We start from the raw sequence: 26,994 nt of genomic DNA on the forward strand, positions 1-26,994 counted from the left end.
GCCATACGTTACGTCAGCGTGAAGTGGCGCAGGCGGCGGCCATTGTCCTTCATGTGCAGGTAGGCACCGTCGAACTGCGCCATGCCACGCAGCTTCTGCCAATCGAGGACGATGGCCTCGCGGTTCGAAAAGGCCACGATGTTTTGCGCCTTCAGATCCTGCAGCACGCGGTTGACGTGGACGACCGACAGCCCGACGGCGTCGGACAGGTCGGACTGGGTCAGCGGGAAGGGAACGCGGCCGGCTTCCACCAGACCGACATTTTCGAGCCGCACGGCCAGTTCGCAGATCAGATGGCAGATGCGGCGGGGGCCGGGGCGGCGGCCGACATTGACGATCCATTCGCGGAACATCGATCCGTCGATCAGCGTATCGCGCCACAGGAGGTTGGCGAGGTGCGGATGCTGGCGCACCCACTTGCGGAAGGTGGAATGCGGCACGAGGCCGAGCTGGCACGGCGTTGCGGCCGCCAGGCTGTGATCCATCACATCCACATGCAGGCTGTAGAAATCCGGGAAATCGCCCGGTGTGTGGAAGGACATGATCTGGCGTTTGCCATCGACCAGGATCTTGTAGCGGCAGGCCAGTCCCGAGATGATCAGGCAGCAGTGGCGCGGGCTCGATCCTTCCGCCGCGATGACATGTCCGACGCCCACATTCTGCACGGTCATATCCAGCGCCGCGATCGCAGCTTCGTCCTCGGGCAGCAGCGTTCCGATGCCCGTCAGCTTGCGAGCCATCATCTGGGCGCCGACCGCCTGGGGATGCATGTGCATGTGCATGTGCATGCCGTCACTCCGCGCATAGGACGAACCGGCAGACGTGGGGCGTCTGTCATTGGCGTCGATCATTCAATGTGGCCCGGCGGAACTTATGAACAGGTCTTGACTATGGTGCGCCCTGCCCCGCTCCGAGCATATCATCAGAACGGTGAAGCGCATTACGCCTATCGACGTATGCTATCGCACGACATAGACGGGCTGGTAGACGACGAGCGGATCGTCCAGCGCGCGCAGTTGCGCACGGCGATCGGCATCGCGCGCCAGGTCGATTCGCTGCAGGCAGCCGGCGAAGGCGTCGGTGCCCGCCTTGAACCCGTAGGACCGGCACTGCGCCTCGTCGGCGGCACGCAATTGTTCGGGGGTGATGGTCTGGCAGCCGGCAAGGCTGGCAAGGGCTGCAATCATGCAGGCAAAGCGCGGCAAGTTCATTCATGGCCCCCCTCCACAGGGGCCATTGGACAGTGCACCGCAGACGCTTTCCAGGCAAGCGCGACCGAACGGGCGGACCGGCGTCAGCCGGCGTCGCTGCCGCGCTCCGTTCCCACTGAAACGCCGCCGTGCGCTTCCAGCGCTTCCGACACGCGCTTGGGCGCCCGGTCCCGCAGGATGCTCAAACCCTGTGCGGCGAGTGGGCGAAGGCCGTCCCCACCCGCGTCCAGATGCGCCAGTATGTCCTGGCGCATGCGCCGGCTCCAGAAGGCCGCGACATGGTCGGCAAAGCCGAGGGCGGAGGATTCGTGTTCCTGACTTTCGAAGAACCGTGCGATCTGGTTGGCCATCCGCACCAGGGTGGCCGAGGTATCGTGCCGCACGCCGCTCATTCGGCCGGCTCCGCGGGCGCGATGCGGCGGCTGGCGCTTGCCAGGGCCGAATATTCCTCCTGCCAGGCGCTCGGCCCGTTCGACGGCGAAACCTGGACCGCGGTCACCTTATATTCCGGGCAGTTCGTGGCCCAGTCGGAATAGTCGGTGGTGACCACATTGGCCTGTGTCAGCGGATGGTGGAAGGTCGTATAGACGACGCCCGGCGCCACCCTGTCGGTGATGCGGGCCCGCAGGGTCGTCTCCCCGGCCCGGCTGGCGACACGCACGAAATCACGCTCCTTGATGCCGCGATCCTCCGCATCCTGCGGGTGGATCTCCAGGAGGTCTTCCTCGTGCCAGAGCACATTGTCGGTCCGCCGCGTCTGCGCGCCCACATTGTACTGGCTGAGAATGCGGCCGGTCGTCAGGAGCAGCGGGAAGCGCGGCCCGGTGCGCTCGTCCGTCGGGACATATTCGGTCAGGACGAAAAGCCCCTTGCCGCGCACGAAGCCCTCCATGTGCATGGTCGGCGTGCCGTCCGGCGCGGCCTCGTTGACCGGCCATTGCAGGGAGCCGTGCCGATCGAGCGCGTCGTAGGTCACGCCGCGGAAGGTCGGCGTCAGCGCGGCGATCTCTTCCATGATGCGCGCGGGATGGCCGTAATCCATCGGGTAGCCGAGCGCGTTGGACAGGAGCTGGGTGATCTCCCAGTCGGCATAGCCGGCCTTGGGCGCCATCACGCGCCGCACCCGCTGGATGCGCCGTTCGGCATTGGTGAAGGTGCCGTCCTTTTCCAGGAAGGTGGAGCCCGGCAGGAAGACATGGGCATGCACCGCCGTTTCGTTCAGGAACAGATCCTGCACGACGACGCATTCCATCGCATCGAGCCCCGCCGCGACATGGCGCGTATTGGGATCGGACTGGAGGATGTCCTCGCCCTGGATGTAGATGCCCTTGAAGCGCCCGGCCACGGCCTCGTCCAGCATGTTGGGAATGCGTAGGCCCGGCTCCTCGTCGATGGGCCGGCCCCAGGCCGCCTCGAACAAGGCGCGGGCCGCATCGTCCGAAACGTGGCGGTAGCCGGACAGCTCGTGCGGGAAGGAGCCCATGTCACAGGCGCCCTGCACATTGTTCTGGCCGCGCAGCGGATTGACCCCCGCCCCCGGCTTGCCGACATTGCCCGTCGCCATGGCCAGATTGGCGATGGCCATGACCGTCGTTGAGCCCTGGCTATGCTCCGTCACGCCCAGCCCGTAATAGATGGCCGCATTGCCGCCGGTGGCGTAGAGGCGCGCGGCCGCGCGCAGCGAGGCGGCGTCCACGCCCGTGCGATGTTCGACCGCTTCCGGGCTGTGCCGTTCCTCCGCCACGAAGGCCGCCCAATCGGCGAAGGCGCCGAGATCGCAGCGGGCGCGCACGTAATCCTCGTCCACGAGGCCTTCCGTCACGATGACATGCGCCATGGCGGTCAGCACCGCGACATTGGTCCCCGGTCGCAGAGGCAGGTGGTGGGCTGCCTCGACATGCGGCGTGCGCACCAGATCGATCCGCCGGGGATCGACGACGATCAGCTTGGCGCCCTGCCGCAGCCGCCGCTTCATGCGCGAGCCGAAGACCGGATGGCCGTCCGTCGGGTTGGCGCCGATCACCATGATCACGTCGGACGCATCGACGGAATCGAAATCCTGCGTCCCGGCTGAGGTGCCGAAGGTCGTCTTCAGGCCATAGCCGGTCGGCGAATGGCAGACACGGGCGCAGGTATCGACATTGTTGTTGCCGAAGGCGGCGCGCACCAGCTTCTGGACGAGGAAGGTTTCCTCGTTCGTGCAGCGGGACGAGGTGATGCCGCCGACACTGTCACGCCCATAGCGTGCCTGAATGGCCTTGAACTGTCCGGCCGCATAGGAAATGGCCTCTTCCCAGCTGACCTTCTGCCAGGGATCGGAGGTGGAGGCGCGGATCATCGGCGTGGTGATCCGCTCGCCATGGTTGGCGTATCCCCAGGCAAAGCGGCCCTTCACGCAGGAATGGCCGTGATTGGCCTTGCCGTCCTTCCACGGCACCATGCGGACCAGCTCCTCGCCCCGCATCTCGGCCTTGAAGGTGCAGCCCACGCCGCAATAGGCGCAGGTCGTCACGGCCGAGTGCTCCGGCTGCCCGATCTCGATCACCTTGCGCTCGGTCAGGGTGGCGGTGGGGCAGGCCTGCACGCAGGCCCCGCAGGACACGCATTCGGATGAAAAGAAGTCTTCCGACTGGCTGGGGGACACCCGGCTGTCGAAGCCGCGGCCGGAAATCGTCAGCGCGAATGTGCCCTGGACTTCCTCGCAGGCCCGCACGCAGCGCGAGCAGACGATGCATTTGGACGGGTCATAAGTGAAGTAGGGATTGGATTGGTCCTTCGGCAGAAAGGCGTCGTTGTGCGCGCCGTCCTGCAGCGCATGAACGTGGTTGGCGCCGTCCTGGCCGTAACGCACCTCACGCAGGCCGACAGCGCCGGCCATGTCCTGCAACTCGCAATCGCCATTGGCAGCGCAGGTCAGGCAATCGAGCGGATGGTCCGAAATATAGAGCTCCATGACGCCACGGCGTAGCTTCTTCAGCCGCTCGGTCTGGGTGCGGACCACCATGCCGTCCATCACGGGCGTCGTGCAGGAGGCCGGCGTGCCCATCCGCCCCTCCACCTCCACGAGGCACAGGCGGCAGGAGCCGAAGGGCTCCAGGCTGTCCGTGGCGCAGAGTTTGGGAATGGCCGTCCCCATCTGCGAGGCGACGCGCATGATGGAATCGCCGGCCTCTGCCGTGACGGTCACGCCGTCGATCGTCAGGCTGACCGTTTTGCCGGCTTTGCGGGCGGGTGTGCCATGATCGGTTTCACGCAGGAGCGACATGGTTCAGAACCTCCTCAACCGGCCGCTTCGAGCGGCGCCGGAAGGGCGCGCGCGGCAAGGTCGAAATCTTCCGGGAAATGGGTCATGGCGCTGGAGACGGGGTATGGCGTGAAGCCGCCCAGCGCGCAGAGCGAACCGAACTTCATCGTCTCGCATAGATCGGCCAGGAGCGTGAGCTCCGCGCCGACCGGGGCCCGCGTCTGCCGCGCGGCAAGGATCCGGTCCATGACCTCCTGTCCGCGCACCGCGCCGATCCGGCAGGGCGTGCACTTGCCGCAGCTTTCCACGGCGCAGAATTCCAGCGCGAAGCGCGCCATCCGCGCCATATCGACCGTATCGTCGAAGACGGTGATCCCGCCATGGCCGATCAGCCCGTCCCGCGCCGCGAAGGCCTCGTAATCGAAGGGCGTATCGAAGAGATGGGGCGGGAAATAGGCCCCGAGCGGCCCGCCGACCTGCACCGCGCGCACCGGCCGGCCGCTGGCCGTGCCGCCACCGATGCCGAGCACCAGCTCCCCGAGCGTCATGCCGAAGGGCACTTCGCAAAGGCCCCCGTAGCGCACATTGCCGGCAAGCTGCACCGGCATCGTCCCGCGCGAGCGGCCCATGCCGAGCGCCTGGTAGCGTTCCGGCCCCTCGGCAAACAGCGCCGGCACCGTGGCCAGGCTCAGGACGTTGTTGATGACCGTCGGGCAGCCGAACAGGCCCTGAAGCGCCGGCAGCGGCGGCTTGGCGCGCACGATGCCGCGCTTGCCCTCGATCGAGTTCAGGAGCGAGGTTTCCTCGCCGCAGACATAGGCCCCCGCCCCGACCCGGACCTCCATGTCGAAGGCCTGGTCCGATCCTCCCACGCGCTGGCCCAGCCACCCGGCCTTCCGGCTTTCGACAATGGCATGTTCCATGGCGGCGATGGCGTGCGGATATTCCGACCGGATATAGACGTAGCCATAGGTCGCGCCGACGGTGACGCCGCAAATGGCCATGCCCTCGATCAGCCGGAAGGGATCGCCCTCCATCAGCATCCGGTCGGCAAAGGTGCCGCTGTCGCCCTCGTCGGCATTGCAGACGACGTATTTCTCCGGCGCCTGCGCCTTGAAAACGGTTTCCCATTTGATGCCCGTCGGGAAGCCCGCGCCGCCGCGCCCCCGAAGGCCGGAGGCTTTGACCGTCTCCACCCGTTCGGCCGGCGCCTGGCGCAGGGCGGCGGCAAGCCCCGCCCAGCCGCCATGCTTCGCATAGTCTGCCTGCGAGCGCGGATCGACGATGCCGCACAGCGCGAAGGTCGGCCGGGTCTGGCAGGCCAGGAAGGGATGCTCCTCCGGCCGGCCGATGCGCAAGGCGTGATCGCCACCGTCGAGGAAGCCGGCCGCCATCAGATCGTCCAGCGCCTCCACGCCGACCGGGCCGTAGCCGATGCGCCCTTCCGGCAGCTCGACCTCCACCAGCGGCTCCAGGAAATGCGCCCCGCGTGAGCCGTTCCGCACGATCTCGATGGCGCGGCCCTCACGCGCCGCCAGCCCTTCGAGGGCAGCGGCCACGGCATCGGCGCCGACGGCGACAGCCGCGGCATCGCCGGGAATAAAGATACGGCGGATCATCGGATCACCTGCGTCAGAAGCTCGTCGAGCCGCGCCTCCGACAGCCGTCCATGCAGGCGGCCGTCGATCATGGCGGCCGGCGACAGGGAGCAAAGGCCGAGGCAGTAGACGGGCTCGAGCGTCACCGCCCCATCGGCGGCGGTTGCATGCAGCGGCAGGCCGAGCCGGCGTTCGGCATGCTCAGCCAGGGCGTCGGCGCCGCGGGCCTTGCAGGCTTCGGCCACGCAGAGCTTGACGACATGGCGGCCGGCCGGCTGGCGGCGGAAATCATGATAGAAGGTCACCACCCCATGCACGTCGGCGCGCGACAGATTCAGCGCCTGCGCGATATCGGGCACCATGGCGTCGTCCACATAGCCGAACTCGGCCACCACCTCGTGGAGGATGGGCAGGAGCGCACCCTTGCGATGACGGTGCGCTTCCAGGATCTCGGCCAGCCTGCCGGCGTCGTAGCCGCCGGTTCCCCGCGTCCTGTCCAGCATGTCCGTCTTCTCCTCCCGGCCCGTCCGCCGGATCTTGCCGCATACGATGCGACGCGGAGAGTCCGCCCAAACTTAGAATCAGTCAAATAGTCAGCGCCTGTCTTTGATAGACGGCGTCTATCAGGAAACGCCGCCGACCTCAGCTAGGCGGTGGCGAAGCTGGCTCGAACGCCCGCAGGACAGAGCGAGCCTTGCCATGACGGAGCTCGGATGCCGGTTGGGGACGACGAGCCCCACGCCTTGAGGGCGCGCCGGCCTGTCGAAGGCAAGGACGCGGAAGGCCGGATCGGCCGCGACGGTCTGCGCATAGGTGTGCGGCATGATGCAGGACAGGCCGGCCATGCGCACCATGGACAGGAGTGCCGCATAGGAGTTGGCCATGGCGACGGGCCGCACGACAAGGCCGAGGCTGGACAGGTGCGCATCCAGGATGCGGCGGTTCTGCATGTCCGGCGCCAGAAGGCAGAGCGGCTGCGCCACGGCCTCTGCCCAGCCGATGGTGCCTTCGGCCGCAAGCGGCCCGGTGGCGGCAGTCGCGAAAATCTGCGTCTCGCGGTACAGCGTAACGGAGATGACATCCGGCAGCGGCTCGTTGTCGAGATATGTCAGGCCGACATCGATCTCGTAGCCGCCGAGCGCGCGCTCGATCTGCCGGGAGGTCAGGGCCGCGATCTGCACCGTGACCTGCGGATGGAGTTCCCGCAGCGCCGCCACGAAGGCGCCGCAGACCGGCATGGCGGCAGGGATGATGCCCATGCGCAGGACGCCCGTGACATCGCCGCCGACCGGCATCTGCGTCGCATCCCGCAATCCGCCGACATCGGCCAGAAGCTGCTGGGCCCAGGGCAAGGCGGCCTCGCCCTCGGTCGTCAGCCCGGCAAAGCGCCGGTCCCGCAGCACGAGCCGCACGCCGAGCTCGTCCTCCAGCGCGTTGATGCCGGCCGACAAGGTGGGCTGCGTCACCCCGCACAAGGCGGCGGCGCGGCCGAAATGCCCCTCGCGCGCCAAGGTTACGAAATACTCGATGGTCCGCAGCTGCATGCCGTTCCCCCTTACGCGTGCCAAGTGAACCCGGCGGCGAAGCACCGTCAACCGGCAGAGCCGTGGCAGCCTGCGCAAAGGATCGCTACGTTGGCGCCGACTTGACGTTGCGAGGGAAGAGGCTCGATGACCACGCCGGACACATTCATCCACCAGTTCATCCCGGGCGACGGAACCGTGGATCGCCCCCTGCTCCTCCTGCACGGAACGGGCGGCGACGAGAACGATCTGATCGACCTTGGACGCACCCTTGCGCCGGGCGCCCCGCTCCTGTCGCCGCGCGGCAAGGTGAGCGAGAACGGCATGCCGCGGTTTTTCCGGCGGCTGGCGGAAGGCGTCTTCGACGAGGATGATGTGCGCTTTCGCGCAGGCGAACTCGCTGCATTCGTGGCGGAGGCGCGGACGGCCTATGGCATCGGCGCACCGATGGCGCTCGGCTTTTCCAACGGCGCCAACATTGCGGCCGCGCTGCTGCTGCTCCATCCTGAGGTGCTGACCGGCGGGGTGCTGCTGCGGGCCATGGTGCCGCTGTCCCGGATGCCCTCGCCCGATCTGTCGGACAAGCGGATCTTGTTCCTGAGCGGCGCGCTGGACCCCATCATCCCGGCCGACAATGCCGCCATGCTGGCAGGCCACCTCAAGGCCTGCGGCGCGCAGATCGAGCACCACAGCTTGCCGACAGGCCACGGCCTTTCCCAGGCCGACCTACGCTACGCGCACGCCTTTCTGTCGGCCTGATAGCCCTTCGGCGGGTTTGACACGCCGATCCGATGACGTAGGAATGGTCGCATCCGGTCAGAATCGCGCCGGAGCGGAACGTTGCGAGGACCCATTCCCACTTTCGCATTCCTTGCTTCGGATACGCCGGAGGCCCAGTCGGCACTGCATCGGTTGAAGGCGCTCTATGGCGACCTGGCCGCGGCGGATGCCGACATCATCGTCGCCCTGGGCGGCGACGGCTTCATGCTGCAGGTGCTGCACCAGTACATGAACAGCGGCAAGGCCATTTACGGCATGAACCGCGGCACGGTCGGCTTTCTCATGAACGCCTATCGCGAGGAGGGGCTGGAAAACCGCCTCTCCATCGCGCTGCGCAGCGTGATCCACCCCTTGCGCATGGAGGCGCGGGACGATGCCGGCGCCACTTACGAGGCGCTCGCCATCAACGAAGTCGCCCTGTTCCGCCAGTCCTTCCAGATCGCACGGCTGAAGATCAGCATCGATGGCAAGGTGCGGCTGGACGAACTGGCCTGCGACGGCGTCATGGTGGCGACGCCGACCGGTTCGACGGCCTACAACCTATCGGCCGCCGGGCCGATCATCCCCATCGATGCGCCGCTCCTGGCGCTCACTCCGGTCAGCCCCTTCCGCCCGCGCCGCTGGCGCGGCGCCCTTCTGAACAACCGGCAGGAGGTGGAGATCGAGGTGCTGGAGCCCGGCAAGCGGCCGGTCAACGCCGTGGCGGATCATTACGAGGTCAAGTCGATCCGCCACATCACGATCCGCGAGGCGCGCAACTCCCGCTGCACGCTCCTGTTCGACCGCGATCACAGCTGGGATGAGCGCATCCTGGCCGAGCAGTTCCGATACTAAGCGTCAATCCACGTCGCTCGCGTCCGGCGCCGCCGGTCGGAACAGTTCGAACACATCGCGCGTGACGGCGTAGTCCATGTAGCCGAGGCGCGACAGCGGCTCCGCCAGCTCCATCCGCACGCGCCCGTCCCGAAGGATCGCCTCGTCGATATGCACCCCGACGACCTGGCCGATAACCACCACATTCTCGCTGACCGGACCGGCCAGGCTCTTGGGCCGAAACCATTCGGTGACACGGCATTCCAGCGCGGCCGGGCTTTCCGCAACACGCGGTGCGGCGACCAGCCGGCATTCGGCCTCCGTCAGCCCCGCTATGGCGAACTCGCTGACGCCGCGCGGCGCGGGCGCCGAACTGCGGTTCAGGGCCCTGGCCAGCGATGCGGTCGCCAGATTGCAGACGAACTCCCCGCTTTCGATGGCGTTGGCCGCCGAATGCTTCATCCCGACCGATGAGAACATGACGAGCTTCGGCCGGTCCGACAGAGCGTTGAAGAAACTGTAGGGCGACAGGTTGACCGTGCCGTCGGCCGCGCGGGTGGAAATCCATCCGATCGGCCGGGGCGACACGATCGCCTTGAACGGATCATGCGCCAGGCCGTGCCGGTTGTCCTCCGTCTCGTAGAACATCAGCCGGCAGCCTCGGTCACGACCTCGGCGAGGTCGGGCCGCGGCCGCTCGGAGCGTTCCTCGGTCGGCGTGCCGACATAGAGGAAGCCGGCCACCTTCTCGTCCGGCGCAATGCCGAGCGCGGCCTTGGCCGCGTCGTCATAGGCCGGCCATTCGGTGATCCAGGTGGCCGCATAGCCATAGGCTGCCAGCGCATGGACGAGGTTCATGGTGAGCGCGCCGGCCGACAGGACCTGCTCCCATTCGGGAACCTTGAAATGCGGTGCAGCCCTCGACACGACCGTGATGACCAGCGGCGCCCGGGTGAAGCGCTCGAGCTCGTAGGCGCGGCGGCCATCCGACAGCGGCCCTTCCCTGTCCTCGGCGATCTGCGTCAGCGCCTGACCGAGCCTGCCCGCCGACGCGCCGCGGATCAGGACCAGGCGCCAGGGCGCCAGCTTGCCGTGGTCGGGAACGCGCAGCGCGAGGCGCAGGATCTCGTCCAGTTCGGCGCCGGATGGCGCAGGTGCGGCCAGGGCGGGAATGGAAACCGAGCGGCGGCTGGCCAGATGGTGCTTGAGGTCGGGCATTGGAAACTGAAAATCCTTCGGAACGGATCGGTCATGCGGGGGCCGATCAATTTTCGGCCCCAAACTTAAGGTCCTGCTTGCGCGAACGCCAGAAGGTCAGCCATACCCGACGCGTCGATCCAATGCCAATATCGCAAGGACATCCATTCGCGGTGACGATACGGTCCGCTCTCATTCTCTTCCTGTCCCTGGCCCTTGCCGGGCCGGCCTTCGCCCAGGGTGGCCCGCCACCCGGGGGCGGCATGGACGAGGACGGGGGCAGCGCCTACGCCTCGCCGTCCGGCATTCCGGACGGCATGCAGAACGAGAGCCTCGGCATTCCCTTCGGCAACGGCCGCGGCCCGCAGCAACGGATCGACCTGCCGACACCGCAGGACGGGCTAAGCAGCTTCGCCGTTCCGAACCTGCCGGACATCCCGGGGGATCCCCTGCCCGAGCTCGGCAAGATCGTGCCCGACACCGCCCTGACCCTGAATGCGCGCATGGGCGACGATGGCGACATGATCCCGGACGGGCTCGTCTGGCGCCTGTTTTCCACCCGCCTGAACCGGGAGGGAAAGCTGCAGCTCATCGGCCTGCAGCGCGGCGGCGAAGTGAAGTTCGCCATCCCGGCCGGCTCCTACCTCCTGCATGTCGGCTACGGCCGGGCGGGACTGACCAAGCGCATCGAGTATAATGGGCGCGGCACCACCGACACGGTGATCCTGGAAGCCGGCGGCCTGCGCCTGACCGCCAGCAGCGGCGACGGCCAGCCCATCGAATCCAAGCTTCTGACCTTCGACATCTTCACCCAGGGCGCGACGGCGCAGGACCGGCGGCTCATCGCCGAAAAGGTGCCGGCCGGCATGATCGTCCGGCTGAATGCCGGTGACTATCACATCATTTCCAACTACGGCGCCGTCAATGCCGTGGCGCGGGCCGATATCAAGGTCGAGACCGCCCGCGTGACCGATGCCCGCCTGACCCAGCGTGCGGCCGAGGTGACCCTCAAGCTCGTGCGCGAGGAAGGCGGCGAAGCCATGGCCGATACCGCGTGGTCCATCTCGTCCTCGCAAGGGGATCTGATCCGCGAAAGCGTCGGCGCCTTTTCCTCCATGGTGCTGGCCGAAGGCGAGTATCTGATCGTCGCCAAGAACAAGGACCGCATCTACCAGCGCGTCTATACGGTCCAGTCCGGCCATAACGAAGAGTTGGAGCTCGTCGCCAACGGCAACGGCCAGCCGGAAAGCGCCATCGACGGATCGGGCGACCACCCGCCGGCAGAGCCTCTGCCCGGCTTCGACGAGTTGGAAGGCATTGCCGGCGCCATCGACGATCCGGGGCTGCCGGACGATGCGCAAGCCGGTTCGGGCGATTGAGGCCATGGACGGTCCGCCGGCCGCCTCGCGCGTGAGCGAACGGATCGGCATCACCGCCGCACGCCGGATCGCACTGGCGGCGCAGGGCTTCGGAACGACGCGCCCGGACGTGGTGAACCAGGGGCATCTGCGCCGGACGCTCGGCCGGCTCGGCCTTCACCAGATCGACAGCGTCAACGTCGTCACCCGCGCCCATTACATGCCGGCCTTTTCCCGGCTGGGCGCCTACGACACGGCCCTTCTCGACAGCGCGGCCTGGGGCAAACGCGGCCAGCGCCGCATGTTCGAATACTGGGCGCATGAGGCGTCCCTGCTTCCGCTCGACCTGCACCCGCTCCTGCGCTGGCGCATGGCAGAGGCCGACCGCGGAGATGTCGGCTATGCCGGCATGCGCAGGGTTGCGCGCGAGAGCCGTGAGGCTGCCCTCACCCTGCTGGAGCGCATCCACCAGGAAGGCCCTCTGACGGCGTCCGCCTTCGAATCCAGCCGCACCGGCTGGTGGGAGTGGAGCCAGTCCAAGCACATGCTGGAATGGCTCTTCTATGCCGGCCATATCACGACGGCGACGCGGCGGCGCAGCTTCGAGCGTGTCTACGACCTGCCGGAGCGCGTCCTGCCGCCACACATCCTGGCCCTGGAAACGCCGGCCGCGGACGTTGCCCGGCGCGCGCTTGTCGAGATCGCCGCCCGCGCGCTCGGCATCGCGACGCTCGCCGAGCTGCGGGACTATTTCCGCCTGCGCCCGCAGGACGCGACTGCCGCCGTGACCGAACTGGTGGAGGATGGCGTCCTGTTGCCGGTTCAGATCGTGAGCTGGCCGCAGGCCTACCTACACCGCGATGCGCGGCGCCCCCGCCGCATCGAGGGCCAGGCGCTGCTGGCGCCCTTCGACCCGCTCGTCTGGGAGCGCGCGCGCGCCGAACGGCTGTTCGGCTTCCGCTACCGGATCGAGATCTATGTTCCGGCGCACAAGCGGCAGCACGGCTATTACGTCCTGCCCTTCCTCCTGAACGAGGCGATCGTGGCGCGGGCGGATGTGAAGGCAGATCGGCAGGCAGGCATTTTGAAGGTGCATGCGGTGCACCTGGAGCCGGATGCGCCGCCGGACACGCTCGATGCGCTGCAGGCGGAGCTGGCGCTGATGGCAAGCTGGCTGCAGTTGAACGGATGCACCATGCCGGACCGGATCGACCGGGATTGAACGAGCGGCGCGGCCGGACGGAGCCGGCCGCGCCTTCAGGCGTTACGGATGATCGCGCAGACGCCGCAGATCCGGCGGCACCGCTTCGTCGGTCAGAAGTTCGATCGCCGCAGCAAGGTCGAGCGACTGCTGGTCCCGTGAGCCGAGGCGCCGCAGGTTGACGGTGCTTTCCTCTGCCTCGCGCTTGCCGCAGACCAGGATCACCGGAACCTTGGCCAGCGAATGCTCGCGGACCTTGTAGTTGATCTTCTCGTTCCGAAGGTCGGTTTCCACATGAAGCCCCGCCTTGCGCAGGCGGGCGGCGACATCGCTCGCATAGGCGTCGGCATCGGAGGTGATCGTCGCCACGACGACCTGCACCGGCGCCAGCCAGAGCGGGAAATGCCCGGCGAAGTTCTCGATCAGGATGCCGAGAAAACGCTCCATCGAACCGCAAACGGCACGATGGATCATCACCGGCTGGCGCTTCTCGGACGACTGGTCGATGTAGAAGGCCCCGAACCGCTCCGGCAGGTTGAAATCCACCTGCGTCGTGCCGCACTGCCATTCGCGGCCGATCGCATCGCGCAGCGTATACTCGAACTTCGGCCCGTAAAACGCGCCCTCGCCTGGCAGAACGCCCGTCTGTATGCGGCCGTTGGACTGCAGCTTGATGGTTTCCAGCACCTCGCCCATCACGCCTTCGGCCCGGTCCCACAGCGCGTCCGAACCGACCCGCTTTTCCGGCCGCGTGGATAGCTTGAGGGTGATCTCCTCGAAGCCGAAATCACGGTAGACGGACAGGATCAGATCGTTGATGCGCAGGCACTCGGCCGCCATCTGCTCGTCGGTGCAGAAGACATGCGCGTCATCCTGCGTAAATCCGCGCACCCGCATCAACCCATGCAATGCGCCGGACGGCTCATAGCGATGCACGGAGCCGAATTCCGCAAGCCGGATTGGCAATTCGCGGTAAGACTTCAAGCCATGCTTGAAGATCATGACGTGGCCGGGGCAGTTCATCGGCTTGAGCGCAAAGACGCGATCGTCCTCGATCTCGTCGTCGGCGACCGTCACCTTGAACATGTTGCCGCGGTACCAGCCCCAGTGGCCGGAGGTTTCCCACAAGGAATGGTCGAGAACCTGTGGCGCGTTCACCTCTTCATAGGTGCCGGCCAGGCGGCGGCGCATATAGGCGACGAGCGTCTGAAAGATGCGCCAGCCCTTGCCGTGCCAGAAGACGACACCCGGCCCTTCCTCCTGAAAGTGGAACAGGTCCATCTCTCGGCCGAGGCGACGATGGTCCCGCTTTTCGGCTTCTTCCAGCATGGTCAGGTAGGCGCTGAGCTGATCGGCCGTCGCGAAGGCCGTGCCGTAGATGCGCGTCAGCATGGGGTTGCTGGAATCCCCCCGCCAATAGGCGCCTGCCACCTTCATCAGCTTGAAGTGCTCGCCGATCTGGCCCGTGGAGACCATATGCGGGCCACGGCACAGATCGAACCAGTCGCCCTGGCTGTAGATCTTCAGGTCCTGGCCTGCGGGAATCGCATCGACCAGTTCCACCTTGTAGGACTCACCCTTAGCGGCAAAGACTTCGCGTGCTTTCTCACGCGACCAGACCTCCTTGCGGAAGGCGGCGTTGCGGCGGATGATCTCCAGCATCTTGCGCTCGATGACCGGCAGATCCTCCGGCGTGAACGGCGTTTCGCGCGCGAAATCGTAATAGAAGCCGTTCTCGATCACCGGGCCGATGGTCACCTGGGTTCCCGGCCACAGCGCCTGCACCGCCTCTGCCATGACGTGGGCGGCGTCATGCCGGATCAGTTCCAGCGCGCGCGGATCCTCCCGCGTGAGGATCTCCAGCGTGCCGCTGCGCCCCACCGGATCGGCAAGGTCGCGCAGCTCGCCGTCGAGCGCATAAGCGACTGCCTTCTTGGCCAGCGACTTGGAGATGCCGGCGGCGATGTCGGCGCCGGTCGTCTCCGGCGTGTATTGCCGTACGGAACCATCGGGGAATGCCAGGTCGATCATGTCTTGTCCTTTCCGCTCACCCCCGCCTACCCTGCGGGAAAGCCCTATCGATCGATTGCACGGGCGCTCGGCCCGGCAGACAGCCTTCTAGCTCCTGCGTGGCGGGATGCAAGGAAAAGGGGCGATCAGCGGTGCGGAGGCCGCCAGGAGAAGCGCTCGGGCACGGGATCGTGGCCTGCACAGCCGAAGGGGCCGCAACGTGCCACGCGCCGCCCCGTCAGAAAGCTCCCGGCCACGAGCCCGTGGCGGGCCACGGCCTCGTAGGCATATTCGGAGCAGGTCGGTACGTGGCGGCAATGACCGCCCACCAGCGGCGAAAAGGCGAGCTGATAGGTCCGGACCAGACCGAGCCCCAGGAGGCGGCCCGGCGTCTTGCGGAAGGGGCCGGGCCAGTTGCGGCCCAAGGTCTTCGGGGATGGGCCCAAGGTCCGGGAGGGGCCTGGTGTCTTTTGGCCCGGCGGCGGTTTGCCCATGGTCAGGCCGCCTTGCTGCGCCCCTCGATCTCGTCGAGGGCGGATACCACGGCGTCGAAGGTCAGCATGGTCGAGGCATGGCGCGCCTTGTAGTCCCGCACCGGCTCCAGGAAGCGCAGTTCGGCAAAGCGGCCTTCGGGCGGCGGCCCGTTTTCCTTCAGCATGTGCAGCATGGCCTGGCGGGCGGCGCGCAGTTCCGCCGGGCTGGCGCCCAGGATCGCCTTGGCCATGACGGCGGAGGATGCCTGCCCCAAAGCGCAGGCCCGCACGTCATGAGCAAAATCGGTCACCACGCCGTCGCCCAGCACGATGTCCACCGTGACGGTGGAGCCGCACAATCTCGAATGCGCGGTGGCCGTGGCCTGGGGGGCTTCCAGGCGGCCGATCCGGCCGATATTGCCGGCCAGCTCGAGGATGCGGCTGTTGTAGACATCGTCGATCATGGCTTGTCCTCAAAACCCGGCCTGCATCTACCCACCGGCGGGCGGAAACCGTATATAGGGGGAAGGCCGCGCCTGCAAAAGTCTGCAGGCGACAAGGCGGCCCGTTTGCCGGCTGGCAACGGGCGCCCTGCCGGGCGCATTGGCGGAGCTAGCCGGCCCGCCGGCAGGACGGGCCAGGCCCGCCCGTTGCGTCGAGCGAGGTCGGTTCGCCGCAGGGCGACGGGTAAGGGTTGGAAATGGACGCCACTGTCAGGAGTTTTCCCGGTCTTGCGGGGCAGGAAAAGCCACCCCGCCCGACGCGGGAAGAAGCGCAGGCCGCGGTCGAAACGTTGATCCGCTGGGCGGGCGACGATCCGCGCCGCGAGGGGCTAATCGAAACGCCGGCGCGTGTCGTGCGTGCCTATGAAGAGATTTTCGCCGGCTACCGGATCGATCCGGCCGACGTTCTGGTGCGGACCTTCGAGGAAGTGTCCGGCTATGACGACATGGTCCTGGTGCGCGATATCGACTTCGTCTCCCATTGCGAGCATCACATGGTGCCGATCATCGGCAAGGCGCATGTCGCCTATGTGCCGGATGGCCGCGTCCTCGGACTGTCCAAGATCGCCCGCGTGGTAGACCTCTACGCCCGCCGCCTGCAGACGCAGGAGGCCATGACGGAAGAGGTCGCGGCGATCATCGACGGGGCGCTCGCCCCGCGCGGCGTGGCCGTGCTGATCGAGGCCGAGCACATGTGCATGTCGATGCGCGGCATCCGCACGCGCGGCGCCGTGACGACGACCAGCGCCTATTACGGCGTGTTCAAGGACGACAAGTCCGAGCGCGACCGCTTCCTGTCCATGATCCTGCACCGCTGAACCATGGCCAGCCACGAGATCGAGGAAGGCGCGCGCCTTCTGCCCCGCTTCGACGCCGCCGGCCTGGTGACGGCGGTGGTGACCGACGCCGAGCATGGTGGCGTATTGATGCTCGCGCATATGAACCGCGAGGCGCTCGACCTGTCGATTGCCACGGGCATTGCGCATTATTACAGCCGCTCGCGGCAGGCCCTTTGGAAGAAGGGCGAAACGTCGGGCGCATTTCAGACCATCGTCGAAATGCGCGTCGACTGCGACCAGGATGCCGTCTGGTTGCGCGTGGCGGTCGCCCGTCCGGACGAAACCTGTCATACGGGACGCACGACCTGCTTCTATCGTCGGGTCGAACTTGGTCCGGGCGGTGGCGGGCTCACCACCCTGTCGCCCCGCGGGCACGAATAGTCGGAACGGTTCGGGGGGCCGACGCCAGGCGCGCCGGCCGGCAATCCAGGTCGCAAGGCAGCATGTTCCAAAAGGTGTTTCGACGGGGCGCATCCATCCGGCAGGGGCCGCCGCCTCCCCTCGCGGATGGCGGCAGCCGCCGCGGAGTCGCGCTGGCGCTGGGCGGGGGCGCGGCGCGCGGCTGGGCGCATATCGGCGTCTTGCGCGCGCTGGACGAAGCGCGCATCCCCATTTCAATGATCGCCGGAACCTCGATCGGCGCGCTTGTCGGGGGCTGCTACCTGGCAGGCAAGCTGGACGAGCTGGAAGCCTTCGCCTGTTCGCTCACCCGCCGCGGGCTGATCCGCTTCCTGGACTTCTCGATCAGCGGGGCCGGGCTGATCGGCGGCATGCGCCTGAACCGCCGCCTCACCGAAGCCCTTGCCGATACCCGCATCGAAGACCTGCCGCGCCGGCTCGTCTGCGTGGCGACGGAATCACGCTCCGGGCATGAGGTCTGGCTGGATTCCGGCTCGCTCGTCCTGGCCATGCGCGCCTCCTACGCGCTGCCGGGCGTGTTTTTGCCCGTCGCCTGCTCCGGGCGCACGCTGATGGACGGGGCGCTGGTCAACCCGGTGCCGGTGGCCGTCTGCCGCGCCTATGAGGAACCCCTGGTCGTGGCCGTGAACCTGAATTACGACCTGTTCGGCCGGGCCGCCGTTTTGCGGCTGCGCGCCGGCAATGGCGCGGGCGACACGGCGCTTCCGGCGTCCGAGGACGATGCCGTCAACGACAAGCGCGGCAAGGCCGGGATCGCGCGGTCGATGGTCGACGCCTTCGGCATCATCCAGGACAGGATATCGCGGGCGCGGCTGGCCGGCGATCCGCCGGATCTGTCCTTGCAGCCCCGCGTGCGCGATATCGGAATGTCCGAATTCTTCCGCGCGCGTGAGACGATCGAACTCGGCTATGCCGAGGCCAGCCGGCAGATCGCCGAGATCCGCCGACTGTCCGAAAGCCTGCCGCGGCGCTGAACCGGCTTAGCCGGCAACCGTGTGGATATAGGCGCGCATGTCGTCGGCCTCGCGCTCGACATCCTCGATCCGCCGCTTCACCACATCTCCGATGGAGATCACCCCCACGAGGCGCTCGTCCTCGCAGACGGGCAGGTGGCGGAAGCGGCCACGGGTCATGAGGTCCATCAACTGATCGACCGTCATATCCTCACGCGCGGTCACGACCTTGGTCGTCATGACCTGCGCCACGCGCTGCGACAGAGCGGGGCCGCCGTCCCGCCCGACCACGCGGACGATATCGCGCTCGGACAGGATGCCGGCCACACGCCGATTGTCGCCCAGCACCACGAGCGCACCGATACGCTTCTGCGACAGGATCGCAGCCGCGTCCGACAGCGAGGCGTCCGGGCCGATGGTTTCGACCTCCCGCCCTTTCTGCTCCAGGATCTGCTTGACCGTCATCGTCTCCTCCAACAACGCGCTGCCCACGAAAGGCAGGGTGCGTCAGGAACGCGGTTTGAGCAAGCCGGATGTCGATATGCGGGTCAGGAACGCGTCGCCCGCCAGGGGACCGGATCGAAAAAGCCGAATGTCAGGAAGCCGATGGCGAAGCCGCCCAGATGCGCCTCCCAGGCGATGGTCTCGCCCGCACCGGCAATGCCGATGGAGCCGATCGCCAGATTGCTGCCGAAGAAGATGAGGATAAAGACGAGGACGGTCCGGTTGGTCAGGCTTTCCATCAGCGTCATGCGCGGTGCGAGCGCCAGCGCCCCCGAGGTGAGCGGCCCCCGGCCGCCCAGCGCGAAGCGGCAGGCCCCGCCCATCAGCGCGGAGACGACGCCCGAGGCCCCGATCATCGGCTGCAGGAGCGTGGGGTTCATCGCATAGAAAAGCCCGGCGCCGCCGAGCGCCCCCGCCAGGCAGAACAGGACGTAGCGGCGCGCGCCGAGCCGCCGGGCGACCGGCGTTCCAAAAGCCACGAGCCACAGGGCGTTGGCGCCGAGGTGCCCCCAGCTCCCGTGCAGGAAGGCGTGCGTGACCGGCGTCCACAGGTCGGCCCCGGCGGGCCGGGCCAGACATTCCGGAAAGGGCACATTGTAACAGGCCGGGATCAGCGAAAAGTCGACCAGCACCATGAAGTCCGTGTCCGGCGACAGGACGAGTGTGCGGAAAGCATGAATGCCCACCAGGACCAGGAGGGTCGCCATGACCGCGCCGGGTATATTGAAGGCCGGCGGATTGGCCGGCTGCATCCCGAACCTGTCTGGCGTCACGCGCGCATCCTTCCAAAAGGCCACCCCGGGGGCCGGATAAACGATCCGGAAAGGCTGTTTTACGGCCGCAACAGGCAAATTTCAGCCGTTTTGCGCCCGAAACGCAGCTTTTCCACCGCCCCCGTTAACCCGGCACTAGCACGCCGTTAAACGAGGTTCCGCCTGCGTTTACCGTTTCGGCGACCGCCCGGCGAGGGCAAAGTTAACGCGCCGCGCCATGGCCGGCCGGCGACCTTAACCTTTTGCCCCCGCCGCAGCGGGGTTCGGACGCCGCCCCGTCAACCAGTTTGAATTCACGAATGCGCAAGCTTCACAGAGCCTTACCGAAGCCGCTGCAAATGCGCTGCAAGGCTTCAAACGGCTGCAAGGACGAGTCCTGAACGGGGGTGCCGGGATTTGAGACAGATTGCGACGCCGGTTTTGGAATGCCGGTAAAGCGGCCCCGTCATTCTACCCTCGAAGACGGGGGACGAAGCCGTGAAGACCATTCTGAAGACGATCGCGACACTGATCATACTGGCCACCGGCGCGGCATCCGCCAAAGCCGACATGCCCGTGACCGGGCCGACCAGCCAGCCCGTCGGGCATTATGTGTTCTGCCAGTCCTACCCGGACCAGTGCGTGCCCAATGCCAAGGTTCGCAAGGCGCCCATGAACGACGCGACGTGGCGCCTCCTGCTCGAGGTCAACAGTGTGGTGAACACGTCCATCACCCCCAAGACGGATATGGAAATGCATGGCGTGCCGGAACTGTGGTCCTATCCGGAGACGGAAGGCGACTGCGAGGATTTCGCCCTGCTCAAGCAGTTCATGCTGGAGCGTGCCGGCCTGCCCCGCTCGGCGCTCCTGATCACCGTGGTGCGCCAGCCCAATGGCGAAGGCCATGCCGTGCTGACGGTGCGCACCGATGCCGGTGACTACATTCTCGACAATCTCGACGAGCGGGTCCTGGCCTGGAACGACACGCCCTACCGCTTCCTGAAGCGCCAGTCCGAGGGCGACTGGGGCCAGTGGGCCGGCATCGCCGACGACCGCGACATGATGCTGGTCGGCAGCGTCCGGTAATCCGCCGCCGGCCGGGACAGATCGTCCCCCCGCCCCGGCCGGCAGTTGGATGCGGAAATGAGAAAGGCCGCCGGGCGGAGAGCCCGGCGGCCTTTCTCATTTCTTGCTTGGGGGACCGGTCGGGTCAGTCTTCCAGATCGATATCCAGGATCGTCATGGTGAAGTGGTAGGACAATTCGCCCTCATCGGTATCCTTGGAGATCAAGCCGACGAACTCGTCATTGACATAGACCTCGGCCGTATCGCCGCTCTTCTTGGGCAGCGCCCGGACCTCGATGTCCGAACCCTTGAACTGCCTTTTCAGGTAGGATTCGATCTTCCTGATCTCGTCACCCTTCACGGGCATCTCCTCGTTTTGGACGTCCGGCTGGCCCGGACATTTCAATTGCGCTTGGCAGGCTCTTCCGCGTCGCGGCCGAAGCACTGGTCCATGCTGCGCGCGGGCTCGGCGCAGCCGGAACTTCCGATGATCCGCGCCGGTATGCCGGCGACGGTGGAGTTGGCGGGAACCGGCTTCAGAACGACCGAGCCGGCCGCGACGCGCGAGCAATCCCCGATCGTGATGTTGCCGAGGATCTTGGCGCCCGCGCCGATCAGGACGCCGTTGCCGATCTTGGGATGGCGGTCACCGAACTCCTTGCCGGTGCCACCCAGCGTGACATCCTGCAGAATGGAGACATTGTCGCCGATGCGGGCCGTGAAGCCGACGACGAGCCCTGTCGCATGATCCAGGAAGATGCCGCGCCCCATGCTCATGGCCGGGTGAATATCCGTCTGGAAGGTGACCGACGAGCGTGATTGCAGGTAGAGCGCAAAATCCTTGCGGCCCTGGTGCCAGAGCCAATGCGCCAGCCGATGGGTCTGGATGGCGTGGAAACCCTTGAAGTACAGCAGCGGTTCCAGGTAGCGCTGGCAGGCGGGGTCGCGGTCGAATACGGCCTGCAGGTCGATGCGCAGCGTTTCGGCAAAGGTGCCGTCCTGCGCGGCCATCTGGGCGAAGGCGTGGTCGATCAGCGCCGCCGGCACGTCCGCATGGTCCAGCCGCTGGGAGATGCGATGGGCCAGCGCCGCCTCAAGCGTGGCATGGTTGAGCACGGTCCCGTAGAAGAAGCCGCTCAGCACCGGCTCGCTCTCGGCCGCGGCCTGGGCTTCGTCCCGGACGCGCGCCCAGATGGGATCCACGGCCTGGAGCCCGTCCCGATGCTGTTTCCCGATGGCACTCATCAATTCGTTCCCGTGCTTCGATGGTCTCGCGTCGAAGGCCTGTTGCAAAGGTAGGGTCGCCGGCGCGATTGCGACAGCCTTGGGCTGCGGAATTAGCCGTTTAGGCCGTGCGCGTGAACCCATGCGCATGGAGAAAGCTTACCACGGCCGCCTTGAAGCTGCGATCACCGACCGCCAGCATGTGATCGCGCCCCTCGATGGCAAAGGCCTCTGCCTGCGGCATCAGCGCGGCCAGGCGCTCGGCGGAGCCGGCGATATCGTCCCTGGTGCCGACGCCGATCAGCGCGGGCACCTCCAGCGCGGCGACGGTGGCCTGGCTCGGCTCCTGCCGGTTGGCCTCGATACAGGCGGCCAGCGCGAAGCGATCGCTGCGCGTGCGATCGGCGAAGGCGCGGAACATGCGCCCGCGCGCATGGGTGACGACATCGAGCGACGGCGCCAGAAGCGCCTCGGCAATCGGGCCCCAATCGCCGACGCCCTCCACCAGCCCCCAGCCGAGCCCGCCCAGGATCAGCGCGCGAACGCGCGGGGCGTGGTCGATGGCCGCGAAGACGGAGACACGCGCCCCCATGGAATAGCCGAAGAAGACCGCCTGCTCGATGCTCAAGTGGTCGAGGAGCGCGATGCAGTCGCCCGCCATCTGGCCAGGCGTATAGAGTGCGGAATCATGGGGCTTGTCGGACTGGCCGTGCCCGCGATGATCGAGCGCCACGACACGGTGGCCGGCCCCGGTCAGGACGTCGATCCAGCCGGGCTCGATCCAGTTGACCTGGGCTGAAGAGGCAAAGCCGTGCACCAGGAGAATCGGGAAACCATCGCGCGGGCCTTCGTCCAGATAGGCGATCCGAAGATCGTCATGGGTAAAGAACTGCATGGGTCGCGCTCCGGACTGCGGCGTGGAAAGGCAGTCCCATAGCGCCTGAGGGCCGGAAAGGACAGTCCTGCCCCTGGATGGCTCCCCCACCCCGATGCCGGCAACGGACCATCGGGGGCAGGCTTCCCGGGATTGCCAGACAGGGGCCCCATCCCATAATGTCCGCGCCAAATCAGCAGTCCTTAAAATGGAGACGGTCTCATGGCCGGACATGCCACCCCCCACTTCCAGAACGACGAAGGCCATGCGGCCATCGAAATCGGGGTGAAGGAATTCATGTGCGTCGGAGCGCAGCCGCCCTTCGATCATCCGCACATCTACCTCGACATGGGCGAGGAAACCGAGAAGGTCTGCCCCTATTGCTCGACCCTCTACCGGTACAATGCGGCGCTCGCCCATGACGAAACCGTGCCTGCCGGATGCTTCTACGAGGATCCGCGCGCGAAAGCCGCCTGATCGCATGACAGGCTCGATCGCCGTGGCCGGTGCGGGCGTCGCCGGCCTGACGATGGCGTTGTGCCTGGCACGGACCGGCAGGACCGTCAGCCTCTACGAGCGTGCGGCGCAGATCGAGCCCGTCGGCGCCGGCATCCAACTGTCACCGAACGCCTTGCGCGTCCTGACCGGGCTTGGCCTTCTGCCGGCGCTGGAAGCGCTCGGCGTGTCGGCGCGGCACGTCACCCTGCGGGATGGCCGGACCGGCGCCCGCCTGGCCGACATACCCGTGCTGGCCGGTGACGGAACGCCCTATCTGTCCATCCATCGGGCCGATCTGCAGGAGGTGCTCCTCGGTGCGGCACGGGCGGAGCCGCGTATCACGCTGAGCTTCGGGGCCCGGCTCACCGGCCTTGTGCCGGGCAGCGACGGGATCGACCTTTCGCTGGAGACGGCGGACGGAACGCTGGCGCGCCGGCACCCGCTCCTCGTCGCGGCGGATGGGCTCAACTCCGCCGTTGCATCGGCTCTCGGCCTGCCGGGGCCGCACCGCTCGCGCTATGCCGCCTGGCGCATCCTGGCGCCGGCGCAGGACGGCGCCGCCCTCTCCGGCATCGAGGCCTATCTGCATGCGCGGTGGCATGCCGTCGTCTATCCCGTCCATGGGGGGCGGACCACCAATCTCGTCCTGATCGCGCCGGTGGACAGCCTGCCGCCATCGAACGCGGACAGAGCGGCGTTAAGCGCCGCGCTGGCCGGGGCAGCCCCGGCGCTGGGGGCGCTCGTGGAGCGCGGCACTTTCGTGGGATGCTGGCCCATGGCCGCCGCGCCGCAGAACCGGCCCTACACACATGGCGACCGGATCGCCCTTTTGGGCGACGCTGCCCATGCCATGCTCCCCTTTGCCGCCCAGGGCGCGGCCATGGGAATCGAGGATGCGGCCGTCCTGGCCGCCGCCCTGTCAGCGACGCCCGACACCGGCGCGGCGCTGCGGCGTTACGAATTCGAACGGCGGCCAAGGCTCGCCCGCGTGCTGCGCCGTGTCGCCTTTCATGACCGGGTCTATCATATGGGCCCGGCGGGTGCGCTGGCACGCAACCTCGTCATGCGGCTGACGCCGCCGGCCCGTCTTTCGGCGGGGCTGAGCTGGCTTTACGACTGGCAGCCACCGGAAATTCGCGCCGTGGCCTTTGAAACACCACCATCGACGCCTAGCTGACACTCGACCGGCGGGTCATGGACGGGACGACAGAAGCCCGAACAGGACCAGCATTATCTGCAAGGGACAGATTGAGAAGGTCGTTTCGTGTCAACAATCAGACGAGCCGCACGCCTGGCCTGCATAGGCGCCCTCGCCGCTTCCACGGCGCTGTCCGCGCCCCTGGCCGCCTTGGCCCAGGATATGCAGCCGCCGCCGGCCGGTGCCGGCGAACAGCCGCTGCCGCCAGAGGCGGCCCCGACACCCGAACCGGAAGCCGCACCGGCGCCGCAGCCCGAGCCCGAACCTGCACCGGCACCAGAGGCGGAACCGGCGCCCGCGCCGGAACCGCAGATGGAGGCACCGCCGGAGCCTGAGCCGCCCGCGCGACCCGAGCCCGCACCGGAACCGCAGCAGGCACCGCCCCAGGTAGAGGAGCCGCCCGCCCCTCCGGTCGAAGCGCCGCCGGCCGAAGAGCCCCCCGCACCATCGCCGCCGGTCGAGGAACCACCTGCCGCGCCGCAGGAGCCTCAGGAGATCGTACCGCCGACCGAGCCTACCCCGCCCGCGCCCGAAAGTTCCGTGCCACCGGCTTCCGAAAGCCGGCCCGACCCGGACGCGCCCGTCGGCGACCCGTCCGAACTGCCGCTCGACCAGGGAACCGAAAGCGACGTCCCGCCACAGTCCACGGCCCCGGCCGTCCCGGCGCCTGGCGCGGCCAATCCGGCTGAGGCTCCCGCGCCGGCGCAGCCGGACCAGATGCCACCGCCGGCTGCTGCCGAACCGGCGCCCGCGCCGGACGCACAGGCCCCGAGCGATCCAGCGGCTGCACCGGGCGCGCCAGCGACAGACCCTCAAGGAACCCCGGCCGCTCCCCCTGCAGCGGAAGCCCCGCCGCCGCCCCCCGCCGGCCCTCCGGCAGAAACGCCAAGCCCGGTCGATGCCGCCATCCAGACCGCACCGGTGGAAGCGGGCCAGGTGGGTGCAAGCGATGCGCGCGTTCAGCAGCTCGCTGCGCCGGTCGATATCCGCCCCATCCTGGAGGCGACGGGCCAGCGCGTGGAAGCGGCACCGGCGCCCGTCCTGCCGCCCAATGTCGAAGTGGTGGAGCGCAGCGGCAACCGCGATATTCTGACGATCGTCGGCGCCGGCATCGCCGGTGCGGCGGCGGGCGCAGCTGTTTCCTACTTTATCCGGCCGGACGACCGCCAGCGCCTGCAACGCAACGCCACCGACTATTATGTGGAACAGCTTCCGCGCGGCATGACGCGCGAAACCGTTGTCCGGGACAATGGCGTACAGGTGGTCACGATCACCAACGAATATGGCGACGTGATCCAGCGTTCCCGCATCCTGCCCGATGGGGAGGAAGTCGTCCTCTTCTACGATCCCTATGCCGAGGACGACACGCGTGCCGGCTATGCCTACGACCCAGGTGTTGACCTGCCGCCGCTGCAGGTGGCGATCCCGCGCGACCGCTACATCGTGGATGTCACGCGCCCGGACGAGCGGCTTTATTACGATACGATCGTCGCGCCGCCCGTCGAGACGGTGGAGCGGATCTATTCGATCGACGAGGTGCGCCGCTCGGCCCGCATCCGCGACAAGGTCCGGCGGATCGATCTGGCGACGATCAATTTCGGCTTCGGCTCGGCCGAGATCGACCAGGAGGAAGTCGGCAGCCTGCAGGCCCTGGCCGACGCCATGGCCCGCGTGATCGAAGAGAACCCGGATGAATCCTTCCTTCTGGAAGGGCATACGGATGCGGTCGGCAGCAACATTGCCAACCTTGCCCTGTCCGATCGGCGGGCCGAATCGGTCGCCGTGGCGCTGACGGAATATTTCGACATTCCGCCGGAAAACATCGTGACCCAAGGCTATGGCGAAGAGCAGCTCAAGGTAGACACGCAGGCCGCCAACCGCGAAAACCGCCGCGTCACGGTGCGTCGCATCACGCCGCTGGTAAAGCCGGTCTCCGTCAGCAGCCGCTAGGGCGCCGGACAAACCGCGCGGGGCCGGCCAAGCGCGGCCCCGCTGCTACCGCCTGCCCCGCTCAGACCGCCGTGAAGCCGCCATCGACGGGCAGGCAGACGCCGTTGATCATGCCGGAATGGGGTCCGATCAGCCAGGCGATGGTTTGCGCCACCTCGACCGGCTCGACGAAGCGGCCGGTCGGAATGCGCGCCAGCATGGGCGCCGACTTGGCCTCGTCGCTCCAGGCCTTCACGGCCATGGGCGTCAGGGTCACGACCGGGTTCACGCTGTTGACGCGAATGCCGTGCGGCCCGAATTCCAACGCCATGACGCGCGTTGCGGCATCCAGAGCACCCTTCGTCGCACAGTAGACGAGGTGATCGCGGATGCCGACGCTCGATGCGATGCTGGACACGTTGACGATGGCGCCCGTGTCTCCCCGATCGATGAGCTGCCGGGCGAAATCGCGGGCCAGGGCCATCGGCGCCCGGACATTGACGGCGAAGAGATCCTCGAACGTGGCAGGCGAAAATTCCAGCGCCGATTCCAGCGTCGTCGTACCGGCACAATTGACGAGGTCATCGAGCGGGCCGGCCTCTGCGACGATCCGGTCCACCGCGTCCATGTCAGCCAGTTCGCACAGGATGCTGCTGCAGCCCGTCTGCGATTCGAGGCTCTCCAGATCCGCTGAGTTGCGGCCGACAGCCACGACCTTCGCGCCCTGCTCCGCCAGATAGACGGCCGTCGCCCGACCAATTCCCTTGCCTGCGCCTGTTACCAGAACGCGCCGCCCCTCAATCGCCATCGCTTGCTCCTCCGCCTCGC

29 protein-coding genes are annotated in these 26,994 nt (G+C 67.4%); 11 read left to right on the forward strand and 18 right to left on the reverse strand.

Annotated elements, in window-relative coordinates:
• Positions 1 to 8: 8 nt before the first annotated feature.
• From AUL30_RS03185 to AUL30_RS03215, 7 genes are all read right to left on the reverse strand, one after another.
• Positions 9 to 776, reverse strand: coding sequence for a Crp/Fnr family transcriptional regulator (locus tag AUL30_RS03185; RefSeq protein ID WP_192842996.1), 768 nt, complete (start codon positions 774 to 776; stop codon positions 9 to 11).
• A gap of 183 nt (positions 777 to 959) precedes the next feature.
• Positions 960 to 1,211, reverse strand: a complete 252-nt coding sequence (locus tag AUL30_RS03190) for a hypothetical protein (RefSeq protein WP_062226356.1) — start codon at positions 1,209 to 1,211, stop codon at positions 960 to 962.
• Between the two features lie 83 nt (positions 1,212 to 1,294).
• Positions 1,295 to 1,603, reverse strand: a complete 309-nt coding sequence (locus tag AUL30_RS19195) for a formate dehydrogenase subunit delta (RefSeq protein ID WP_083507634.1) — start codon at positions 1,601 to 1,603, stop codon at positions 1,295 to 1,297.
• Positions 1,600 to 4,476: a formate dehydrogenase subunit alpha gene (gene fdhF, locus AUL30_RS03200; RefSeq protein ID WP_062226357.1), complete on the reverse strand. Its 2,877-nt coding sequence runs from the start codon at positions 4,474 to 4,476 to the stop codon at positions 1,600 to 1,602. The genes AUL30_RS19195 and fdhF overlap by 4 nt, the downstream gene beginning before the upstream one ends.
• A gap of 14 nt (positions 4,477 to 4,490) precedes the next feature.
• The gene (locus AUL30_RS03205) at positions 4,491 to 6,074 is read right to left on the reverse strand and encodes an NADH-ubiquinone oxidoreductase-F iron-sulfur binding region domain-containing protein (RefSeq protein WP_062226358.1); all 1,584 of its coding nucleotides are present in this window, start codon (positions 6,072 to 6,074) and stop codon (positions 4,491 to 4,493) included.
• Positions 6,071 to 6,556 carry a formate dehydrogenase subunit gamma gene (locus tag AUL30_RS03210; protein WP_062226359.1) on the reverse strand — a complete coding sequence of 162 codons (486 nt, stop codon included), beginning with the start codon at positions 6,554 to 6,556 and terminating at the stop codon, positions 6,071 to 6,073. The genes AUL30_RS03205 and AUL30_RS03210 overlap by 4 nt, the downstream gene beginning before the upstream one ends.
• A 120-nt stretch (positions 6,557 to 6,676) precedes the next feature.
• On the reverse strand, positions 6,677 to 7,597 hold the full coding sequence (locus AUL30_RS03215) for a LysR family transcriptional regulator (RefSeq protein ID WP_062226360.1): 921 nt from the start codon (positions 7,595 to 7,597) through the stop codon (positions 6,677 to 6,679).
• Between the two features lie 126 nt (positions 7,598 to 7,723).
• On the opposite strand from AUL30_RS03215, the gene AUL30_RS03220 reads away from it, so the two are divergent.
• Complete coding sequence (locus AUL30_RS03220; protein ID WP_062226361.1) at positions 7,724 to 8,335, forward strand: alpha/beta hydrolase; 612 nt, start codon at positions 7,724 to 7,726, stop codon at positions 8,333 to 8,335.
• An 81-nt stretch (positions 8,336 to 8,416) separates the two neighbouring features.
• A complete protein-coding gene (locus tag AUL30_RS03225) occupies positions 8,417 to 9,190 on the forward strand; it encodes an NAD kinase (RefSeq protein ID WP_062226362.1) in 774 nt (257 codons plus the stop codon).
• A 3-nt stretch (positions 9,191 to 9,193) separates the two neighbouring features.
• Here AUL30_RS03225 and AUL30_RS03230 read toward each other — a convergent pair whose 3' ends face one another.
• Positions 9,194 to 9,817 carry a flavin reductase family protein gene (locus tag AUL30_RS03230; protein ID WP_062226363.1) on the reverse strand — a complete coding sequence of 208 codons (624 nt, stop codon included), beginning with the start codon at positions 9,815 to 9,817 and terminating at the stop codon, positions 9,194 to 9,196.
• Positions 9,817 to 10,386: a nitroreductase family protein gene (locus AUL30_RS03235; protein ID WP_062226364.1), complete on the reverse strand. Its 570-nt coding sequence runs from the start codon at positions 10,384 to 10,386 to the stop codon at positions 9,817 to 9,819. Before AUL30_RS03235 ends, AUL30_RS03230 begins: the two co-directional genes overlap by 1 nt.
• A gap of 152 nt (positions 10,387 to 10,538) precedes the next feature.
• Between AUL30_RS03235 and AUL30_RS03240 the strand changes: the two genes are divergently transcribed.
• Together AUL30_RS03240 and AUL30_RS03245 are read left to right on the forward strand one after the other, a co-directional pair.
• Positions 10,539 to 11,744, forward strand: a complete 1,206-nt coding sequence (locus AUL30_RS03240; protein WP_192842997.1) for a hypothetical protein — start codon at positions 10,539 to 10,541, stop codon at positions 11,742 to 11,744.
• Positions 11,745 to 11,748: 4 nt separating this feature from the next.
• Positions 11,749 to 12,945 carry a winged helix-turn-helix domain-containing protein gene (locus tag AUL30_RS03245; protein WP_192842998.1) on the forward strand — a complete coding sequence of 399 codons (1,197 nt, stop codon included), beginning with the start codon at positions 11,749 to 11,751 and terminating at the stop codon, positions 12,943 to 12,945.
• 42 nt (positions 12,946 to 12,987) lie between these two features.
• On the opposite strand, the gene thrS is transcribed toward AUL30_RS03245, so the two are convergent.
• From thrS to AUL30_RS03260, 3 genes are all read right to left on the reverse strand, one after another.
• On the reverse strand, positions 12,988 to 14,955 hold the full coding sequence (gene thrS / locus AUL30_RS03250; protein ID WP_062226365.1) for a threonine--tRNA ligase: 1,968 nt from the start codon (positions 14,953 to 14,955) through the stop codon (positions 12,988 to 12,990).
• A 125-nt stretch (positions 14,956 to 15,080) separates the two neighbouring features.
• Positions 15,081 to 15,380 (reverse strand): membrane protein insertion efficiency factor YidD, encoded by a 300-nt coding sequence (gene yidD, locus AUL30_RS03255; protein ID WP_407638255.1) that lies wholly within the window; start codon positions 15,378 to 15,380, stop codon positions 15,081 to 15,083.
• A 50-nt stretch (positions 15,381 to 15,430) separates the two neighbouring features.
• Positions 15,431 to 15,871: an iron-sulfur cluster assembly scaffold protein gene (locus AUL30_RS03260; RefSeq protein WP_062226367.1), complete on the reverse strand. Its 441-nt coding sequence runs from the start codon at positions 15,869 to 15,871 to the stop codon at positions 15,431 to 15,433.
• Between the two features lie 236 nt (positions 15,872 to 16,107).
• Between AUL30_RS03260 and folE the strand changes: the two genes are divergently transcribed.
• From folE to AUL30_RS03275, 3 genes are all read left to right on the forward strand, one after another.
• Positions 16,108 to 16,728 carry a GTP cyclohydrolase I FolE gene (gene folE, locus AUL30_RS03265; protein WP_062226368.1) on the forward strand — a complete coding sequence of 207 codons (621 nt, stop codon included), beginning with the start codon at positions 16,108 to 16,110 and terminating at the stop codon, positions 16,726 to 16,728.
• Between the two features lie 3 nt (positions 16,729 to 16,731).
• Positions 16,732 to 17,130, forward strand: coding sequence for a phosphoribosyl-AMP cyclohydrolase (gene hisI, locus AUL30_RS03270; protein WP_062226369.1), 399 nt, complete (start codon positions 16,732 to 16,734; stop codon positions 17,128 to 17,130).
• Between the two features lie 62 nt (positions 17,131 to 17,192).
• Positions 17,193 to 18,143 (forward strand): patatin-like phospholipase family protein, encoded by a 951-nt coding sequence (locus AUL30_RS03275; protein WP_062226370.1) that lies wholly within the window; start codon positions 17,193 to 17,195, stop codon positions 18,141 to 18,143.
• Positions 18,144 to 18,149: 6 nt separating this feature from the next.
• Here the strand turns inward: AUL30_RS03275 and AUL30_RS03280 are convergent, their stop codons facing one another.
• Both AUL30_RS03280 and AUL30_RS03285 read right to left on the reverse strand, forming a co-directional pair.
• Positions 18,150 to 18,587, reverse strand: a complete 438-nt coding sequence (locus tag AUL30_RS03280; RefSeq protein WP_062226371.1) for a CBS domain-containing protein — start codon at positions 18,585 to 18,587, stop codon at positions 18,150 to 18,152.
• A gap of 83 nt (positions 18,588 to 18,670) precedes the next feature.
• A complete protein-coding gene (locus tag AUL30_RS03285) occupies positions 18,671 to 19,399 on the reverse strand; it encodes a rhomboid family intramembrane serine protease (RefSeq protein ID WP_244490693.1) in 729 nt (242 codons plus the stop codon).
• Positions 19,400 to 19,876: 477 nt separating this feature from the next.
• Here AUL30_RS03285 and AUL30_RS03290 point away from each other — a divergent pair, with 477 nt between their 5' ends.
• A complete protein-coding gene (locus tag AUL30_RS03290; protein ID WP_062226373.1) occupies positions 19,877 to 20,464 on the forward strand; it encodes a transglutaminase-like cysteine peptidase in 588 nt (195 codons plus the stop codon).
• A 124-nt stretch (positions 20,465 to 20,588) separates the two neighbouring features.
• Here AUL30_RS03290 and AUL30_RS03295 read toward each other — a convergent pair whose 3' ends face one another.
• The 3 genes from AUL30_RS03295 to AUL30_RS03305 all read right to left on the reverse strand — a co-directional run bounded on the left by AUL30_RS03295 (position 20,589) and on the right by AUL30_RS03305 (position 22,562).
• Entirely contained in the window at positions 20,589 to 20,804 is a 216-nt protein-coding gene (locus AUL30_RS03295; RefSeq protein WP_083507654.1) for a DUF3126 family protein, read from the reverse strand.
• Positions 20,805 to 20,845: 41 nt separating this feature from the next.
• Positions 20,846 to 21,691, reverse strand: a complete 846-nt coding sequence (gene cysE / locus AUL30_RS03300; RefSeq protein ID WP_062226375.1) for a serine O-acetyltransferase — start codon at positions 21,689 to 21,691, stop codon at positions 20,846 to 20,848.
• Positions 21,692 to 21,788: 97 nt separating this feature from the next.
• Complete coding sequence (locus tag AUL30_RS03305) at positions 21,789 to 22,562, reverse strand: alpha/beta fold hydrolase (RefSeq protein ID WP_062226376.1); 774 nt, start codon at positions 22,560 to 22,562, stop codon at positions 21,789 to 21,791.
• 201 nt (positions 22,563 to 22,763) lie between these two features.
• Between AUL30_RS03305 and AUL30_RS03310 the strand changes: the two genes are divergently transcribed.
• The 3 genes from AUL30_RS03310 (at position 22,764) to AUL30_RS03320 (ending at position 26,187) form a co-directional block, all read left to right on the forward strand.
• Positions 22,764 to 23,018, forward strand: coding sequence for a zinc-finger domain-containing protein (locus tag AUL30_RS03310; RefSeq protein ID WP_062226377.1), 255 nt, complete (start codon positions 22,764 to 22,766; stop codon positions 23,016 to 23,018).
• A 4-nt stretch (positions 23,019 to 23,022) separates the two neighbouring features.
• Positions 23,023 to 24,216 (forward strand): FAD-dependent monooxygenase, encoded by a 1,194-nt coding sequence (locus AUL30_RS03315; RefSeq protein WP_062226378.1) that lies wholly within the window; start codon positions 23,023 to 23,025, stop codon positions 24,214 to 24,216.
• Positions 24,217 to 24,303: 87 nt separating this feature from the next.
• On the forward strand, positions 24,304 to 26,187 hold the full coding sequence (locus AUL30_RS03320) for an OmpA family protein (RefSeq protein ID WP_244490694.1): 1,884 nt from the start codon (positions 24,304 to 24,306) through the stop codon (positions 26,185 to 26,187).
• A 61-nt stretch (positions 26,188 to 26,248) separates the two neighbouring features.
• Here the strand turns inward: AUL30_RS03320 and AUL30_RS03325 are convergent, their stop codons facing one another.
• Positions 26,249 to 26,974: an SDR family oxidoreductase gene (locus tag AUL30_RS03325; protein ID WP_062226379.1), complete on the reverse strand. Its 726-nt coding sequence runs from the start codon at positions 26,972 to 26,974 to the stop codon at positions 26,249 to 26,251.
• Between the last annotated feature and the right edge of the window lie 20 nt (positions 26,975 to 26,994).

This window comes from Aureimonas frigidaquae, from assembly GCF_001463905.1.
GTDB lineage: Bacteria > Pseudomonadota > Alphaproteobacteria > Rhizobiales > Rhizobiaceae > Aureimonas > Aureimonas frigidaquae.

Coding starts and splice junctions, on each gene's coding strand:
- AUL30_RS03185 (WP_192842996.1), bottom strand. CDS start 776: ATGCACATGCATCCCCAGGCGGTCGGCGCCCAGATGATGGCTCGCAAG.
- AUL30_RS03190 (WP_062226356.1), bottom strand. CDS start 1,211: ATGAACTTGCCGCGCTTTGCCTGCATGATTGCAGCCCTTGCCAGCCTT.
- AUL30_RS19195 (WP_083507634.1), bottom strand. CDS start 1,603: ATGAGCGGCGTGCGGCACGATACCTCGGCCACCCTGGTGCGGATGGCC.
- fdhF (WP_062226357.1), bottom strand. CDS start 4,476: ATGTCGCTCCTGCGTGAAACCGATCATGGCACACCCGCCCGCAAAGCC.
- AUL30_RS03205 (WP_062226358.1), bottom strand. CDS start 6,074: ATGATCCGCCGTATCTTTATTCCCGGCGATGCCGCGGCTGTCGCCGTC.
- AUL30_RS03210 (WP_062226359.1), bottom strand. CDS start 6,556: ATGCTGGACAGGACGCGGGGAACCGGCGGCTACGACGCCGGCAGGCTG.
- AUL30_RS03215 (WP_062226360.1), bottom strand. CDS start 7,597: ATGCAGCTGCGGACCATCGAGTATTTCGTAACCTTGGCGCGCGAGGGG.
- AUL30_RS03220 (WP_062226361.1), top strand. CDS start 7,724: ATGACCACGCCGGACACATTCATCCACCAGTTCATCCCGGGCGACGGA.
- AUL30_RS03230 (WP_062226363.1), bottom strand. CDS start 9,817: ATGTTCTACGAGACGGAGGACAACCGGCACGGCCTGGCGCATGATCCG.
- AUL30_RS03235 (WP_062226364.1), bottom strand. CDS start 10,386: ATGCCCGACCTCAAGCACCATCTGGCCAGCCGCCGCTCGGTTTCCATT.
- AUL30_RS03245 (WP_192842998.1), top strand. CDS start 11,749: ATGGACGGTCCGCCGGCCGCCTCGCGCGTGAGCGAACGGATCGGCATC.
- thrS (WP_062226365.1), bottom strand. CDS start 14,955: ATGATCGACCTGGCATTCCCCGATGGTTCCGTACGGCAATACACGCCG.
- AUL30_RS03260 (WP_062226367.1), bottom strand. CDS start 15,871: ATGATCGACGATGTCTACAACAGCCGCATCCTCGAGCTGGCCGGCAAT.
- folE (WP_062226368.1), top strand. CDS start 16,108: ATGGACGCCACTGTCAGGAGTTTTCCCGGTCTTGCGGGGCAGGAAAAG.
- hisI (WP_062226369.1), top strand. CDS start 16,732: ATGGCCAGCCACGAGATCGAGGAAGGCGCGCGCCTTCTGCCCCGCTTC.
- AUL30_RS03275 (WP_062226370.1), top strand. CDS start 17,193: ATGTTCCAAAAGGTGTTTCGACGGGGCGCATCCATCCGGCAGGGGCCG.
- AUL30_RS03280 (WP_062226371.1), bottom strand. CDS start 18,587: ATGACGGTCAAGCAGATCCTGGAGCAGAAAGGGCGGGAGGTCGAAACC.
- AUL30_RS03305 (WP_062226376.1), bottom strand. CDS start 22,562: ATGCAGTTCTTTACCCATGACGATCTTCGGATCGCCTATCTGGACGAA.
- AUL30_RS03310 (WP_062226377.1), top strand. CDS start 22,764: ATGGCCGGACATGCCACCCCCCACTTCCAGAACGACGAAGGCCATGCG.
- AUL30_RS03315 (WP_062226378.1), top strand. CDS start 23,023: ATGACAGGCTCGATCGCCGTGGCCGGTGCGGGCGTCGCCGGCCTGACG.
- AUL30_RS03325 (WP_062226379.1), bottom strand. CDS start 26,974: ATGGCGATTGAGGGGCGGCGCGTTCTGGTAACAGGCGCAGGCAAGGGA.